This is a genomic window from Streptomyces sp. MAR4 CNX-425 (genome assembly GCF_048656465.1).
Taxonomy (GTDB): Bacteria; Actinomycetota; Actinomycetes; order Streptomycetales; family Streptomycetaceae; genus Streptomyces.
Genome location: NZ_JBMDLF010000001.1, coordinates 943,410 through 959,639 on the forward strand (window position 1 = coordinate 943,410; position 16,230 = coordinate 959,639).

12 protein-coding genes are annotated in these 16,230 nt (G+C 74.4%); 8 read left to right on the forward strand and 4 right to left on the reverse strand.

Going from position 1 to position 16,230, the window contains the following annotated elements; translation table 11 throughout:
• Positions 1-36 precede the first annotated feature (36 nt).
• The 8 genes from ACHZ99_RS04115 (at position 37) to ACHZ99_RS04150 (ending at position 11,410) form a co-directional block, all read left to right on the forward strand.
• Positions 37-1,050 (forward strand): DUF3068 domain-containing protein, encoded by a 1,014-nt coding sequence (locus tag ACHZ99_RS04115; RefSeq protein WP_420302916.1) that lies wholly within the window; start codon positions 37-39, stop codon positions 1,048-1,050.
• Between the two features lie 141 nt (positions 1,051-1,191).
• The gene (locus ACHZ99_RS04120; RefSeq protein ID WP_420302917.1) at positions 1,192-2,418 is read left to right on the forward strand and encodes a glycosyltransferase family 4 protein; all 1,227 of its coding nucleotides are present in this window, start codon (positions 1,192-1,194) and stop codon (positions 2,416-2,418) included.
• A gap of 5 nt (positions 2,419-2,423) precedes the next feature.
• Entirely contained in the window at positions 2,424-3,158 is a 735-nt protein-coding gene (locus ACHZ99_RS04125; RefSeq protein WP_420302918.1) for a class I SAM-dependent methyltransferase, read from the forward strand.
• Positions 3,155-7,831, forward strand: coding sequence for an alpha-(1->3)-arabinofuranosyltransferase domain-containing protein (locus ACHZ99_RS04130; protein WP_420302919.1), 4,677 nt, complete (start codon positions 3,155-3,157; stop codon positions 7,829-7,831). Before ACHZ99_RS04125 ends, ACHZ99_RS04130 begins: the two co-directional genes overlap by 4 nt.
• Positions 7,832-7,884: 53 nt before the next feature.
• Entirely contained in the window at positions 7,885-9,294 is a 1,410-nt protein-coding gene (locus tag ACHZ99_RS04135) for a condensation protein (protein ID WP_420302920.1), read from the forward strand.
• Positions 9,291-10,094, forward strand: coding sequence for a class I SAM-dependent methyltransferase (locus ACHZ99_RS04140; RefSeq protein WP_420302921.1), 804 nt, complete (start codon positions 9,291-9,293; stop codon positions 10,092-10,094). Before ACHZ99_RS04135 ends, ACHZ99_RS04140 begins: the two co-directional genes overlap by 4 nt.
• Positions 10,095-10,097: 3 nt before the next feature.
• Positions 10,098-11,198 carry a DMT family transporter gene (locus ACHZ99_RS04145; RefSeq protein WP_420302922.1) on the forward strand — a complete coding sequence of 367 codons (1,101 nt, stop codon included), beginning with the start codon at positions 10,098-10,100 and terminating at the stop codon, positions 11,196-11,198.
• Positions 11,195-11,410: a Trm112 family protein gene (locus ACHZ99_RS04150; RefSeq protein WP_420302923.1), complete on the forward strand. Its 216-nt coding sequence runs from the start codon at positions 11,195-11,197 to the stop codon at positions 11,408-11,410. Before ACHZ99_RS04145 ends, ACHZ99_RS04150 begins: the two co-directional genes overlap by 4 nt.
• A 12-nt stretch (positions 11,411-11,422) precedes the next feature.
• On the opposite strand, the gene ACHZ99_RS04155 is transcribed toward ACHZ99_RS04150, so the two are convergent.
• The 4 genes from ACHZ99_RS04155 to ACHZ99_RS04170 form a co-directional block, all read right to left on the reverse strand.
• Positions 11,423-12,532 (reverse strand): murein hydrolase activator EnvC family protein, encoded by a 1,110-nt coding sequence (locus ACHZ99_RS04155; RefSeq protein ID WP_420302924.1) that lies wholly within the window; start codon positions 12,530-12,532, stop codon positions 11,423-11,425.
• A gap of 171 nt (positions 12,533-12,703) precedes the next feature.
• The gene (locus tag ACHZ99_RS04160) at positions 12,704-13,615 is read right to left on the reverse strand and encodes a carbohydrate ABC transporter permease (RefSeq protein ID WP_420302925.1); all 912 of its coding nucleotides are present in this window, start codon (positions 13,613-13,615) and stop codon (positions 12,704-12,706) included.
• A complete protein-coding gene (locus ACHZ99_RS04165) occupies positions 13,612-14,565 on the reverse strand; it encodes a carbohydrate ABC transporter permease (RefSeq protein ID WP_420302926.1) in 954 nt (317 codons plus the stop codon). The genes ACHZ99_RS04160 and ACHZ99_RS04165 overlap by 4 nt, the downstream gene beginning before the upstream one ends.
• A gap of 188 nt (positions 14,566-14,753) precedes the next feature.
• Positions 14,754-16,010: an ABC transporter substrate-binding protein gene (locus ACHZ99_RS04170; protein ID WP_420302927.1), complete on the reverse strand. Its 1,257-nt coding sequence runs from the start codon at positions 16,008-16,010 to the stop codon at positions 14,754-14,756.
• Positions 16,011-16,230: the final 220 nt, after the last annotated feature.

A 16,230-nucleotide genomic window follows, 5' to 3' on the forward strand; every position in this document is an offset into this window, starting at 1 on the left:
CCAGCGTCGTAAACCAGCCCCTGCCGGGAGTGCAGCATGAGCCGCCGTACCGCGTCACCCCTGTCCCTCGTCCTGCTGGGGTTGGGCGTCTTCCTGCTCGTGCTCGCCCCCATGCTCGCGTTCTACGTCGAGCCACGGGCCAAGCTGAACCCGGTCGACATCGACTCGACGACCCGCTACGAGGGCACCGGGACCTTCTACGACACCGACGCGCAGAAGGAACGGGACAACCAGGAGATCACCATCCTCCGCCGGGTGCTGGGCGACGTGGCCGCGAGCGACGACGACACCGCCGTCTGGGACGCCGCCACCACCATCGACACCCCGGTCACCCGGGACATCGACGACCCGCGCCGCGCCTTCCAGTTCACCAAGGAGCGGTGGGTCATGGACCGGGAGACCAACCTCCCGGAGCAGTGCTGCGGCGCGGACACCGGCGTGGACGGCAAGCGGTTCGCCGGGGACGCGTACCTGAAGTTCCCCTTCGACGTCGAGAAGGGCGCCACCTACCGCTGGTGGGACAGCACCGCCCAGGACACCGTGGCGCTGCGCTACGAGGGCGAGAAGGAGATCCAGGGCTACACCGGGCTCGCCTTCAGCGGCGAGGTCGAGCCGGTCAAGACCGGCACCCGGCAGGTGCCGGGGGTCATGGTCGGGCTGCCCGACAAGGACCAGGTGTTCGCCGACGAGTGGTACGCCAACGAGAAGATCGAGCTGGTCGCCGACGAGCGCACCGGCCGCATCATCTACGCCTCCATCGCGCCGAAGAAGACCCTGCGCCAGCCCGGCGGCGGCACCGACGAGGTCACGCTGCTCCAGAGCGACGGGATCGCGTTCACCGAGGAGACCCAGCAGGAGCAGGTGGACCTCGCCGACGAGGACAGCAGCCGGCTCCAGCTGGTCGGCGAGACCCTGCCGGTGGTCGCCCTCGTGGCCGGGTTCGTCCTCGCGGGCGCCGGCGCCGTGCTGCTCGCCCGCGGCGGCCGGCCGGACGAGCCGGACCACGACCGGGAGCCGGACGGCGTGCCGCCCCAGCCGGTCGCGGCCTGATGACCCCCTCCCCCCACCCGGGCGGCGGGGGCGCCGGACCCCGGCCGGCGCCCCCGCCGCCCCCCCCCTCCTACCGACCTGCCGCACCCCACGAACGGCCCTGGACCACCCGCCCGCACCCTGAGACGAGTTGGAGCGCCGATGCCCCAGCACGTACCCCCGTCCCTGGACGCGGACGCGCTCCGGCGTACGCACCCGCTGCCGGCCGCTGCCGCCGGCTCCCGCGCGCCCGCCGACCGGGCCGCCGCCGCTCGCGACACCCCCCGCGACGCCGCCGCCCACGCCGCCCGGCGCATCACCTTCCTCGCCCGCCGCGACCTCGGCAACCCCGCCGCCGGGGGTTCGGAGCTGCTGGTCGACCGGCTCGCCGGCGGCCTGACCGCCCACGGCCACCAGGTCACCCTGGTGTGCGGGGGCCCGGCCGCGTACCGCGACTACCGCGTGGTCTCCGCCGGCGGCGACGCCGGCCACTTCCTGCGCGCGCGGCGCGCGCTGTCCCGCCACGTCGGCGGCACCGACCTGCTGGTCGAGGTCTGCAACGGCATGCCGTACCTGGCGCCGCTGTGGCACAGCGGCCCGTCGCTCTGCCTGGTCAACCACGTGCACACCGAGCTGTGGTCGATGCGCTACCCCGGGCCGCTGGCCCGGCTGGGCCGCCGGCTGGAGCACTGGGCGCTCGCCGGCGCGCACCGCGGCAACCTGCTGGTCGCCGTCTCCTCCTCCACCGCCGCCGCGCTGCGCAACATCGGCGTCGACCCCCGGCGGATACGGGTCGTGCACAACGGCGTCGAGGACCCGGGCCCGCTGCCGCCGAAGTCGCCGGAGCCGCTGTTCCTGGCGATGGGGCGGCTCGTGGAGTACAAGCGCATCGACCTGCTGCTGCGGCTGTGGGAGCGGGTGCGCCCGGTCACCGGCGGCCGGCTGGTCATCGTCGGCACCGGCCCCGAGCGCGGCCGGCTGGAGGCCATGGCGGGGCCGGGCGTGACGTTCACCGGCCACGTCTCCGAGGGCGAGAAGCACCGGCTCCTCGCCTCCTCCTGGCTGCTGCTGCACCCGTCGCTGGTGGAGGGCTGGGGCCTGGTGGTGACCGAGGCGGCGGTGCGCGGCACGCCCGCGATCGGCTTCGACATCCCGGGGCTGCGCGACTCCATACGCGACGGCGACACCGGCATGCTCGCCCGCGGCGAGAGCGCGTTCGCCGCCCACTGGTGCGCGCTCACCCTCAGCGAGGAGCGGCGGAACGCCCTGGGGGCCGCGGCCCGGCGGCGCGCCGCCCGGCTCAGCTGGGAGGCGACGGTACGCGACTTCCGCACCGTCGCCGACGAGGCGCTCGCCCGCGCCGCGCAGCACGAGAAGCGGGAGGGCTGAGCGCAGTGCGGGACCCCTCCATCCGGCGGTCGGTCACTCTCTTCCGCGCCTTCATGCGGGAGCAGAACGACCCCGCCCGCGCGTACAGCCTGCTGGCGCGGGACGCGGCGGACCAGGTCGAGCGGCTCACCCCGCTCAAGGACCGGCTGGTCGTCGACGTCGGCGGCGGCGGGGGCTGGTTCACGGAGGAGTTCCGCAGCCGGGGCGCGGAGGCGTACCTCTTCGACTGCGACGCGGGCGAGATGTCCGGCGCGGGCGGCGGGGCGGATGTGAAGTCCGGCTCCGTGGTCGCCGACGGCTATCTGCTGCCGCTCGCCGACGGCGTCGCCGACGTCGCGTTCTCCTCCAACGTGCTGGAGCACGTGGCCGACCCCGAGACCTTCCTCAGCGAGCTGATCCGGGTCACCAGGCCCGGCGGCCTGCTGTACGTGGCGTTCACCAACTGGCTCTCCCCCTGGGGCGGCCACGAGCAGGCGCCCTGGCACTACCTGGGCGCGGACCGGGCGCGCCGCCGCTACGCGCGGCGCACCGGGCGCGACCCGAAGCACACCCTGGGCGAGAACCTCTTCCCCATCCACATAGGCCCCACGCTCCGGGCGGTACGGGCCCGGGACGACGTCGAGGTCGTCGCGGCCCGCTCCCGCTACTGGCCGTTCCTCGCCGAGGCCGTCGTCCGTGTCCCCGGCGTACGCGAGTTCGCCACCTGGAACCTTCTTCTCATACTCCGGCGGTGCCCATGACCTCCACCCTCCCCGCCCAGCCGGCCACGCCCGGCCGGCCCTACTCACCACCGCCCCCGGCGGGGCCCGCGGAGGCGCGGCCACCCGAGAACCGGCGCGGCTGGCGCTGGCCGCTCGGCTTCTGGGCGCTCGCGTTCATCGCCTGGCTCATCCCCTCCGCGGGGAAGACGACGTTCGAGACGAAGCTCGGCGTGGCGGTCGACCCGTGGAAGTTCGCCGGGGACCTCGGCGAGCTGTGGCACGACCAGAACGGCTTCGGCGGCATCCACGACCAGTACTTCGGCTACGCCTTCCCGATGCTGCCGTACTACCTGCTCACCGATCTGCTGCAGATCCCGACCTGGCTGGCCGAGCGGCTGTGGCTGTCGCTCGTCGTCACCGCCGCGTTCTGGGGCGCGCTGAAGCTGGCCGAGCGCCTGGGCTTCGGCACCTCCGGCACCCGGCTGCTGGGCGCCGCCGCGTACGCGCTGTGGCCGGTCTTCACCGTCATCGTCGGCTCCACCTCCGCCGGCGCGCTGCCCGGCGCGGTGCTGCCGTGGGTGCTGCTGCCGCTGCTCGACCAGCGGCTGACCCCGCGGGTCGCCGCGGCCCGCTCGGCGCTGGTCATCCCGTTCATGGGCGGGGTCAACGCGGCCTCCACGCTGGCGGCGCTCCTGCCCGCGCTGCTGTACGTGTGCACCCGCACCGGCCCGCGCCGCACGAAGCTGCTGCTGTGGTGGGTACCCGGGGTGGTGCTGGCCTGTCTGTGGTGGATCGTGCCGCTGCTGCTGCTCGGCGTCTACGGCGAGAACTTCCTGCCGTTCATCGAGACCGCGGACAACACCACGACCACCATGTCGGCGACCGAGGTGCTGCGCGGCACCGGCAACTGGGTGGCGTACCTGAACTTCGGCGAGGAGTGGCTGCCCGCCGGCTGGACGATGGCCACCGGCTGGCTGCCGATCATCTCCTCCGCGCTCGCCGCCGGCCTGGGCCTGGCGGGCCTCGCCCGGCGCGACATCCCCGAGCGGCGCTGGCTGCTGCTCACCGTGCTGCTCGTCGCGCTCCTCACGCTGGCCGGCTACGGCGGCGCGCTGGGCGCCCCGTTCGCCGAGAGCGTGCAGGACGCGCTGGACAGCTGGCTGAGCCCGTTCCGCAACATCTACAAGTTCCAGCCGGGCCTGGCGCTCGCCCTCGCCCTGGGCCTCACCCACGCCGTCACGGTCGCCGCCGAGCGCCGCGGCACCCGCGCCAACCCGCGGCGCAGCGCGTGGATCCCGGCGATCGCGTCCCTCGTCGTGCTGCCGGGGCTGCTGCTGCCGTACGCCAACGGCGACGCGCTCCAGCCGGGCGCGTTCGACAAGCTGCCCAAGCACTGGGAGCAGACGGCGGACTGGCTGGAGGAGTACTCCCCCGACAGCCGCGCCCTGGTGGTGCCGGCGACCGCGCACGGCACGTACGAGTGGGGCAAGCCGATCGACCAGCCGCTCGACGTGCTCGCGGAGTCCCGCTGGGCCCAGCGCGACTACGTGCCGTTCGGCACGGCGGGGTCGCGGCGCGCGATGGACGCGGTCGACCAGGCGCTGATGACCGGCGGCGAGGTGCCGGGGCTCCAGCGGTTCCTGGCGCGCGCCGGGCTGCACTACGTCGTCGTACGCAACGACCTCGACCCGGACCAGGTGGGCTACGTCCCGCCGACCACCGTCAAGCAGACGCTCACCGCGTCCGGCTACGAGAAGGTCGCCGAGTTCGGCCCCGAGCTGACCGGCGGACGGATCCCCGAGGGCACGCCGCTCCAGATCGAGGGGCTCTACTCGCGCCAGCGGGCGGTGGAGATCTTCCAGCCGGCCGGCGGCGAGGACCTGCGCCCGGGCCCGGCCGGGGCGCTCAACGCCGCCGACACCGCCGTCCTGTCCGGCGGCCCGGAGTCGCTGCTGCCGCTGTCCGCCGACCCCGACTGGCAGGGCCGGCCCGCGGTGCTCGCCGCCGACGCCCACCCGGGCGTCGACGAGCCGGCGCTCAAGGTGCAGGCGGACGGGCTGCGCCGGGCGGACACCCGGTTCGGCGTGGTGAACAACAACACCTCGTACACCTATACCGAGGACGAGAAGAACCCGCCGGAGAGCCTCCAGGACGCGGGCGAGGACCCGCGGATGATCGTGCCGGAGGAGGGCGAGGAGCACCAGACGACCGCCGTCATCGACGGGGCCGCCTCGGTGACCGCCTCGACCAGCGGCAACTGGATGTTCCACCTGCCGCAGTTCGACCCGGTGGGCGCCTTCGACGGCGTACCGCAGACCGGCTGGGCCGAGGGCAACCCGGACACCTCCGAGGGCGAGTGGCTCCAGATCGACTTCACCGAGCCCACGAACCTGGAAGGCACGGTCGACCTGACGCCGCTGGCCGGCGGCGGCATCCGCCCCGAGCCCGTCGAGGTCGAGGTGGAGACCGCGCGCGGCAGCGAGGTCAGCACGCTGCAGCCCGGCGGCCGGCCCCAGACCGTCGCCTCCCCGAAGGGGCAGGCGGAGTGGCTGCGGATCACCATCCGCAAGACCGAGGGCGACCGCACCGGCTTCGCCGGCGCCGGCTTCGCCGAGGTCGAGATCCCCGGCGTCGAGCCGGTCAGCCGGCAGCTGCGGCTGCCGGCGGACGCGGCGCAGGTCACGGCCGACGCCGAGCAGATCTCCCTGCACCGCGGCAGCGACCTCGGCGGCCTCAACCCGGCCGTGGCCGAGACCGGGCTGCTGCGGCGCTTCGAGTCCGGCGGGGGCGACTACACGGTGACCGGCCGGGCGATGCCCGTCCAGGGTCAGGACCTCGACGCGCTGCTCGACGAGCTGGGCGCCGGGGACGACGAGGACCGGATCACGGTCACCGCGGGCTCCACGCTGCCGCTCAGCCCGCAGCTGAGCCCGCGCAACCTCGTCGACACCGACCTGACGACGGCCTGGATCGCCGGCCGGGACCAGACGCTCACGCTGAGCTGGCCGGAGCCGGCGGAGATCAGCGAGTTCGTGCTCGCGCCCGCCGGCGGGCTGTCGGCGCGGCCGACCGAGGTCGAGGTGAGCACCCCGACCGGGGCGCAGACCGTCGGTGTGGACGACAACGGCTGGGTGCGGATCCCGCCGGTGACGACCGACCGGCTCGACATCAAGGTCACCGAGACCGAGTCGCTGGCGGTGCACAACCCGTTCGCGGACCGCGACGTGCAGCTGCCCGTGGGCCTCACCGAGGTCTACGTCCCGGCGCTCGGCGAGGACGCCGAGAAGGACCTGCGCTCCGAGCCCGTCGACAAGGACGAGCCGTTCGAGCTGGAGTGCGGCCGCGGCCCGACCGTGTCGGTGGACGGGCAGCTGCTCAGCACCCGCGCCGAGGGCACGCTGGGCGACCTGGTCGACCGCCGGCCCGTCGACATCGAGCTGTGCCCGGGCGACGGCGAGGCCGCCGGCCCGCTGGCGCTGGACGAGGGCCGGCACGCCGTCGCCGCCGGCGACGGGGACGCGCTGGCCGTCACCGACCTGACGCTGACCCGCGGCGAGCCGGCCGCGGCGGCGGACAGCCGCACGGTGGAGGCCACCGACTGGGCGGGCGACGAGCGCACCGTCACGGTCGGCGAGGGCGCCGACACGTACCTGACGATGTACGAGAACTACAACGACGGCTGGAAGGCCACCCTCGACGGCGAGGAGCTGGAGTCGGTGCGGCTCGACGGCTGGCAGCAGGGCTTCCTGGTGCCGGAGAAGCTGAGCGGCGAGGTGAAGCTGGAGTACCGGCCGGCCGTCTGGTACGACGCCGGGATCTTCGCCGGCGCCGCCGCGATCCTCGCGCTGCTCGGCCTCGCGTTCGTCCGCGCCGGGCGCCGCGAGGCGGCCGCCGCGGAGCCGGCGCCGCCGGCGCCGGGCTGGGTGCTGGGCACGCTGCTGCTCACCGCTGTGGTCGCCGTGGTCGCCGGGCCGTACGCGCTGATCGTGCCGGCGCTGGCGCTGCTGGCCCGGGCCCGGTCCGGGCTGCTCGCGCCGCTGGCGCTGGTGGCGATGGCCGGCGCAGGTGTTGCGGCGCTGACCGGCGCGGGCGAGGCTGTCCGCATGGACGAGGGGGCCTACAGCGGGGTGGCGCAGGCGCTGGCGGTGCTGGCGCTGGCCGCGGCGCTGGTCACCGCGGAGCGGCCGGAGCCGGCGGGCGCGGAGACCGGGTACGTCCCGGGCGCCGACCCGGAGGCGGAGACGGCCGCGTTCCCGGCCTACGGCGCCGCCGCGGGTGCGGGTGCGGCCGGTGCGGGTGCCGGTGCCGCGGGCGGTCCCCCGCCCGGGCCCGGCGGGCCGCCCGGACGTACGGCCGCGGCCCCGGCGCCGTCCGCGGCGCCCCCGGCCACCGCGCAGGCGGAGCCGGACCGGCCGACGGCGAGGTTCTGGCGCCGGGGCGGCGCGGCCCGCGGTGCCGCCGCGGGGTCCGCCGCCGGGCCCGGGTCCGCCGCCGAGGCGACGCCGCCGCTCGGCACGGCGCGCGACGGGGACGACCCCGCGGCCCCGCCGCCGGGCACCGGCCCGGACGAGCCGGGCGACGCCTTCGTACCCCGGCCGCCGATCCCGCTCAGCGGCACGGCCGACGCGGAGGACGTCCAGGACACCCCGCCCGCGGACACCCCGCCGGACGACGGCACGCCCGCCGACCGGCGGGAGGAGAACGGCAGTTAGGTGACGGTGGGCGCCCCGGACCCCGGGGCGCCCACCGCGAAGGAGAGGCGTAGATGACGGTGACGCAGCCCGCCCGGCCCGCCCCGGCGGCGCCGGGACTGGTCCCGTTCCCCACGGTGGACGAGGTCTCGCTGCACTGCGCGGATCCGGCCGAGCCGGAGACCGTGCACATCGAGCTCCACTTCCCCGGGCGGTTCGAGCCCGAGCGGCTGCGCACCGCGCTCGCCGAGGCGGCCCGGCGGCACCCGCGGTTCCTCCAGCGCAAGGCCGACAGCCGGTGGTGGCACCGGCGTTACCGGTGGCAGGTGACCGCGGAGCCGGACCTCGACCCGGTGACGTTCCGGGCCGCGGGACCCGGCGTCCTCGAAGCGGCGCGCGAGCGGACCATGACCGACTGCCCGCCGCTCACCGCCGCGCCGCCGGTGCGCCTGGAGGTCGTCGAGACCGCGGACGGCGGCTCGGTGCTGATGACCACCGTCAACCACACCGCCATGGACGGCCCCTCGTGCCTGCGGGTGCTGGCCACGGCGGCCGAGGTCTACGCCGCCGGGGCGGGCGCGGAGCCCCCGGCGCCGCCCTCCCCCGGCGGTGCCGGCCCCGGCGGTACGGGGACGCGGACGGCCCCCGCGAAACCCGCGCCCGCGCCTCCGCCCCCCGCGGCGGGCCGCTCCGGGCCGACCCGCCCCGCCCGCATCGCCGCCGACACGTCGGCCCCCGCGTCGGCCCCCGCGTCCCCCGGGGCGTCCGCCACCGGCAACGGCATGCACCTGCTCGACCTGCCCGCCCCGCGCCGCACCTCCTACGGCGCCACCGTCAACGACCAGCTCCTCGTCGCCACCTGCCTGGCGGCGGCCCGCTGGAACCGCGCCCACGGGCAGCGCAGCGCCCCCGTACGCATCACCATGCCCGTCGACAACCGCTCCCGGGAGTCCGCCGAGATGCCGATCGGCAACGGCACCCGGCTGACCGAGGTCGGCTTCGGCCCGGAGGAGCGGGCCGACGCGGAGGCGCTGACCGGCGGCGAGACGCCGGACCGCGCGGCGGTCGCCCGGCTGCTGCGCGCGACCATGGCCCGTACGCACGCGCTGAAGTCCGAACCGAGCCACCCGCTGGGCCTGTCCGGCGTGCTGCTCACCGCGCCGGTGCTGCCGGTGGGCGTACGCGGCGCGCTGGCCCGCACGCTGCGCCGAACCGCCGCGCCGCTGATGTCGACGACCCTGCTGTCCAACCTCGGCCGGATCGTCTACCCGCTGGCCTTCGGCCCCGCCGGCCGCCCCACCGCGGTGTGGTTCTCCGCCCCCGCGCGCATGCCGCGCGGCCTCGCGATCACCGCCGCCTCCACCGCCGGCCGGCTGCACCTGACCGTCCGCTACTCCCGCGCCCTCCTCGACCACGCCGCCGCCGTCCGCATCGGCGAGCTGCTCCAGCAGGGCCTCGCGGCCTGCGCGGAGGAGCCGCGATGACCCGCGCCGAGGCGCCGGCCTCGTTGCGGGAGTTCTACGAGAACCCCGCCGTGCCCGTCGCCTCCGGCGACGCCCGCAGCCGCCGGCAGGCGCGGATGCTGGCCGACGCGCTGGGCCCGTTCCGTACCGGCGCGGCGCCCGCGGTCGTCGTGGACGCCGGGTGCGGCGACGGCTCCGCCGCGGCCGTGGCCGCCGCGGTGCTCGACGAACGCCGCCCCGGCGGGCAGCGCCTCGTCGCCGTCGACTGGTCGCACGACGCCCTGCGCCGCGCCCGCGACCGTACCCGCGGAGCCGCGCCCGGCACGCCGGTCCACGTCGTCCGCGGCGGGCTGCCGGACGGCGGTGCCGCCGGCGAACGGCGCGCCGGCGGGCTCCCGCTCGCCGACGGCAGCGCCGACGCCGTGCTCTTCAGCGAGGTCGTGGAGCACCTGGTCGACCCGGACGCCGCGCTGGACGAGCTGCGCCGGGTGCTGCGGCCCGGCGGCCACCTGCTGCTGTCCACCCCGAACCTCGCCGCCTGGTACAACCGCGCGCTGCTGCTGGCCGGCGTGCAGCCGGTGTTCTCCGAGGTGAGCCTGCGCGGCATCCACGGGCGGCCGGGCAGCCAGGTCGTCGGCCACCTCCGGCTGTACACGGCCCGCGCACTCCGGGGTTTTCTCACGGCCTCCGGCTTTACCGTGGAGAAGGTGGCCGGCGCGCCGTACCACGACGTGCCCCGGCCGCTGCGGCCGTTCGACCGCGTCGCCTGCCGGGCGCCGTCGCTGGCCTCGATCCTGCTCGTCCACGCCAGGCGGGAGTAGCCGATGTGGTGGGGGGTTGCCGCGGCACTGCTGGCCAACGTCTTCATCAGCTGCGGGTTCGTGCTGGAGAAGCGGGCGCTGTCCGCGCTGCCCGAGCTGAGCGTGAAGCGGCCCGCCCGGCTGGTGCGGGTGCTGCTGTCCAGCCCCCTGTGGCTCGCCGGCTGCCTCAGCCTGGGCCTCGGCTTCGCCGCCCAGCTGGTCTGCTACCGCACGCTGCCGCTGGCCGCCGCGCAGGGGATCCTCGTCTCCGGCCTGGTGCTGCTGATCCTGCTGTCGTCGCGGTTCCTCGGCGAGCGGCTGAGCGTGCGCGAGATGGCCGGGGTGGGCGCGATCCTCGCGTCGCTGGCGATGATCGTGCTGTCGCTGGACAGCGAGGCCGACACGGTCAGCAAGTCGGCGCCGGCCGGGCGGTTCCTGCTGATCGCGCTGCCGTCGCTGGCCGCGGGCGTGTGGCTGTACCTGGCGGCGGAGCTGCGCGCCCGGCGGCGGCACCGGATCCCCACCACGGGCATCGCGTACGGGGTCGGGGTGGGCTTCCTGTACGGGGTCAGCTCGCTGACGATCAAGGGCGTCTCGGGTCTGGTGTCGGGCCCGGACCCGCTCGGCACCGCGGCGGACCTGCTGGCCTCGCCGTACCCGTACACGCTGCTGTTCACCGGGGCGGCGGGGCTGGTGATGTCGCAGGCGGCGCTCCAGCGCTGCCGGGCCTCGCTGATCGTGCCGGTGTGCACGACGGCCAACTGCCTGCACGCCGTCGCCGCGGGCACGTTCGTCTTCGGCGAGCCGCTGCCGGACGACGCGCCGCGGCTGCTGCTGCGGCTGGGCGGGATCGCGCTGGCCGTGTCGGTGCTGCTGGCGCTGCCGCGCCACGACGAACCGGCGCCGGGGACGGGGACGGAAGCGGAGCCCGGGTCCGGCGCGGGGCCCGGGGAGGGGCCCGTACGCGACGGGACGCCGGAACCCGGCCCCGTACGCGCCCTCGGGCCCGCGCCCGGGACTGCCCCCGCGCCCGGGTCCGCCGCCGGGCCCGGACCGCCGCGGGAGCCCGCCGCCCTGCCGCCCACCCCCGTACCGACCCCCGACCGTGGAGGACCCGCCTCGTGAACCCCGACGACCCGCGCCTGAGAATCCTCGTCTGCCCGCTCGACAAGGGCCCGCTGACCCTGCTGGACTCCGGCGACGCGCTGTACAACCCGCGGCTGCGCCGCCGCTACCCCGTGCGCGACGGCGTCCCGCAGCTGCTGCCGGCCTCCGGCGAGCCGGTGTCGGACGAGGAGCACGAGCGGATCACGGGCGGCTTGCAGCCCCAGCCGTAGGAGCCGCGGCGCCTACGTCCCCGGCCCCTTGCCGACGCGCACGCCCTTGTCGCGCAGCCACGGCTCCGGGTCGATCCCCGAGCCGAACTGCGGCGTCACCCGCACCTCGAAGTGCAGGTGCGGCCCCGTGGAGTTGCCGGTGCTGCCGGCGAGGCCGAGGTGCTGGCCGGGGAAGACCCGGTCGCCGGGCGCCACCCGGGTCTCGGAGAGGTGGGCGTAGAAGGTGTAGTAGCCGTCGTCGTGGCGGACGGTCACGGAGTTGCCGAAGGCGTCGCCGCAGCCGATCTCGTAGACCACCCCGTAGCCCACGCTGCCGACGGGCTCGCCCTCGTCGACGGCGAAGTCCAGGCCGGTGTGCCGGCCCGACCACATGCCGCCGGACTGGTCGAAGCGCGAGGTGATGGTGTCCCCGGCGACCGGCGCCGCCCACCTGCGCCCCGCCAGCGACTTGCCGTCGACGCTCAGCGTCACGGCCCGGGAGCGCTCGCCGCGCGGGCACTGGGAGCCGCGGGAACGGGTGCTCTGCGCGGCCTGCAACCGCTCCAGCCGCCCCTGCGCGCGCTCCAGCTTCCGCTCGATGACCCGCTTCACGCGCGCCTGCGTGTGCAGTTCGGCGCGCAGGTCCGCGAGCGCGACGGCCTGCCGCTCACGCTCGTCCGCGAGCCGGCGCTCGGCCTGCTCGACCCGGTGGTAGAGACCGGCCACGGCCTGCTGCCCCTTGTCCAGCAGGAAAACCTTGTCGAGGAGGTCCTCGGGGGACCGGGAGAGCAGCAGCCGGGCGGTGGGGACGAGGCCGCCGGACTGGTACTGGCGGGCGGCGAGCTGCCCGATCCGGCCGCGCAGCACGACGAGCCGGCGGTGCTGGGCGCGTACGGCCCGCTGGAGTCTGGCGACCTTCCTGCGCTGCGCGGCGGACGCCCGGCGGGCGGCCTCGTAGCGCTCGGTGGCCGCGGCGGCGTCCCGGAACAGCCGGTCGACGGTGCCGCGCACCGCGCGCACCCCGCCCTTGCCGTCGGTGCCCGGGTCGGGGCGGGCCGCGGCGTGCGGGGCGCCGCCGGCGGGGACGGCGAGGGCGACGCACAGGACCGTGGCCGCTCCCGTTTGTGTGACAATTCGTCGCATCGGTCGAAGTTATCGGCATTTCCGCGCGCCCCGGCGAAGGAAACGCGGGGAGCCGGTGTATATCGCCCGTCCGGCGCAGCCCCGCCCCCGGCGACGCCGCACCCCGCCGGCCGGGGACGCCGGCGGGCGGGGTGCGGGTCAGGATACGGCCCGCGGGCGCGGGCCCCGGGGCTACTTCACGGAACCCGCCGTCAACCCGGAGACGACGTGCCGCTCGATGAAGGCGAAGAGCACGACGACCGGGAGGATCGCGACCACCGAGGCCGCGAAGAGGTAATTCCATTCGACGGTGTAGTTGCCGATGAAATTGTTGATGCCGACGGTCAGCGGCTGCTTCTCCGGCTCCGTCATCAGCGTCAGGCCCATCACGAACTCGTTCCAGGTCGCGATGAACGTGAAGATGAGCGCCGTGACCACGCCCGGCATGGCCAGCGGCAGCGTCACCCGGAACAGCGCGCCGAACCGCCCGGTGCCGTCCACCATCGCCGCCTCCTCCAGCTCCGCCGGGATGGAGGAGATGTAGGCGGTGAGGATCCAGACGGCGAAGGCGAGGTTGAACGCGCCGTTGGCCAGGATCAGCGTCCAGGTCGAGTTGAGCATGTCGAGCTGGTAGAACTGCCGGTAGAGGCCGATGAGCAGCGCCGTGGGCTGGAACATCTGGGTGACCAGCACCAGCAGCAGGAACACCTTGCGGCCGCGGTAGCGCACCCGCGCCGTGTAGTACGCGGCCGGCAGCGACACCAGCAGCACGAGCACCGTGGCGCCGCCCGCGATGAGCAGGGTCGTCTTGAGGTTGTCACCGAGGGTGGACTCGCTCCAGACGTCGACGAAGTTGTTCCAGTCGAACGACGAGGGCAGGTACGTGCGGTCGCGCAGCTCGTCCGCGGGCCGCAGCGCCGTGACGATCATCTCCAGATACGGCGCGAGGAAGATGACGGCCAGCATCCAGGCGCTCGCGGCGGTGACGAGGGTGCGCGGCCCGTACTTCCGGCGCGTCTTGGCGGCGCCCTTGCCGCCCTTGGGGTTCCCGCCGTTCCCGGCGGTCGTGCCGCCGGATGTGCGTGAGGGCGCGGAGACCTTCATGCGTCCTCCTTGTTCCAGCGGCTGACCTTGAGGAAGATCAGGACGAGTACGACGACCATCGCGAAGTTGACCACGGACATCGCGGCGGACTCGCCGATGTCGGAGCTCTTCAGCTGGTACATGAACACCGTGGTCGTGGCGGTGTCGCTGCCGGGCCCGCCCTGGGTCATGCCCCAGATGATCGGGAACGAGTTGAAGACGTTGATGAGGTTGATGACGAAGCCGACGAGGAACGCCGGCCGCAGCAGCGGCACGGTCACCCGCCAGTAGGTCTGGCGGGAGTTGGCGCCGTCGATGCGCGCGGCCTCGTACACCTCGTGCGGGATGGTCTGGAGCCCGGCGAGCAGCGTGTAGGTGGTGAAGGGCAGCGAGACGAAGACCGCGACGAACATCATCCACGGCCAGGCGGTCGCGGGGTCGCCGAGCCAGTCCTTCGGCCCGTCGATCAGCCCGATGTCGGTCATCAGGGTGTTGAGCACGCCGGCGGTCTGGTCGAGCATCCAGCGGAAGCCGATGGCGGTCATCAGCACCGAGGCGGCCCACGGCGCGATGAGCGCCCAGCGGGTGACGGTGCGGCCCGGGAAGGGCTTGTTGAACAGCTGGGCGAGGCCGAGGGAGAGCAGCATGGTGACGCCGACGACGGTGACGGTCCATACCACTGTCATCGTCAGTACGCTGCCGAAGCCGGACTCGTCGAAGAGCTGGCGGTACTTCTCGGTGCCGGCCGAGCCGCGGACGAAGCCGCTGATGCTGACGTTGAGGAACGAGGTGCGGACCAGTTCGTAGATGGGCCACAGGACCACCACGGCGATCAGCAGTATGACGGGGGCAATCCAGGGCAGCGGGCCGAGCCGGGCGATGCCGCCGCGACGGCGGCGCCGCGGCCCGGCCTTCCGCCCGCCGGGCCCGGGGCCGGTACCGGCCGCGGGCTCCTTGACCGTGACGGGCACGGGGGACTCCTTGCGGATACGGCGGCCCGGGGACCGCGCTTGAGCTGGGGGGCACGACGGCGCGTCAGAGGCGCGCGTGGTGCTACGGGCACGGGGTGCCGCGGCGACGCGGCCGGGGCGGGCCGCCGCACGCCGCGGCGGCCCGCCCCGGTGCGGTCACCGGGGCCGGTCGGAACCCGTGCCGGGGGTCACTCGCCCATGTCGGCGGCGACGTCCTCGGCCTTCTGCTGCAACTCACCGAGCACGTCGGCCGGGTCGTCGGCAGCGGCCTTGCCGCCCGTCTTCTTGATCTCCGCGGAGACCGCGTCCCAGCTGGTGTTGCCCAGCGGGTAGAACTCGGCGGACGGCAGCACCTCGAAGAAGGGCTCCAGGTCCTTGTGCTTGCCGTTCGACTGCATCTCCTCAAGGGTGTCGGTGGTCACCGGCATGAGGTTGTACATCTCGTCGAACTTCAGCGTGTTCTCCTTGGAGTACGCGAAGTCGAGGAACTTCTTGATCTGTTCCTGCTTGCCGCCGTCCTTGAACGCCATCATCCAGTCGGCGACGCCGAGGGTGGAGTCCAGCGGGCCGTCCTTGCCGGGGATGGGGGCGACCTCGTAGTCGACGCCGCCGTCCTTGGCCATCTGGATGAGCGTCGGGTGGCCGTTGAGCATGCCCACCTTGCCGGCGGCGAAGTCGGCGAAGGCCGTCTTGCGGTCGGTGGTGGCGGGGTTGTCGTAGGTCAGGCCGGGGCCGACCAGGTTCTCCTGGAGCCATTCGAACGTCTCGACGTTCTGCTTGCTGTCGAGGGTGTAGTTGCCCTCGGCGTCGGTGTAACCGCCGCCGTTGCCGAGCTCCCACATCATCGTCTCGCCCTGGGCCTCCTCCGGGCCGAGGGGCAGCGCGTAGGGGATCTCGGCGGCCTTCTTGTCCTTGATCTTACTAGCCGCGGCGGCGAGGTCGTCCCAGGTCTGCGGGACCTCCACGCCGGCCTTGTCGAGGACTTCCTTGTTGTAGAACATCAGCCGCGCGGAGGAGACGAACGGGATGCCGTACTGGGTGCCGTCGACCTCGCCCGCCTTGGCGAACGACTCGATGAGGTTCGACTTCGTCTTCGGCGAGAGCACCTCGTCGGCCTCGTACAGCAGGTCGTCGGCGACCTTGTCGGCGTAGCCGCCGGTCTGGAGGATGTCCGGGACGTTCCCGCCCTGGATCATCGTCTTGACCTTGGCGTCGATGTCGTTCCAGTTGATGACCTGGACGTCGACCTTGATGTCTTTGTTCTTCGCCTCGAAGCGCTTGACGACGTCGTCCCAGTAGACCTTGGACGCGTTCGACGCCTTGTCCCCGTAATCGGCCGCAACCAGCTTGATGGTGGTCGTGCCGTCGTCCGAGCCGCCCCCGTCGTCACCGCATGCCGCCAGCCCCAGTACCAGCGCAGAGGCCGCTGCGCCGGCACTGATCAACCGTACTGTCCTCACTGTTGAACCCCTTTGTCCTCGGCGCTGGTTTACGGCCAGATGAAGATCATCCAGCGTGCGCTGGGCGTCAGCCTACCGACGGGCGCCTCTCGCGAACAGGTCTAGGCCACTGCCGTGACCTGCCTGCAATCAGGCACTTCCGACCGCTTCCGTTTCGCTTCGGGACGCGACTCTGCGTAGTCACCCGGACGGGCCTCCCGGCCGT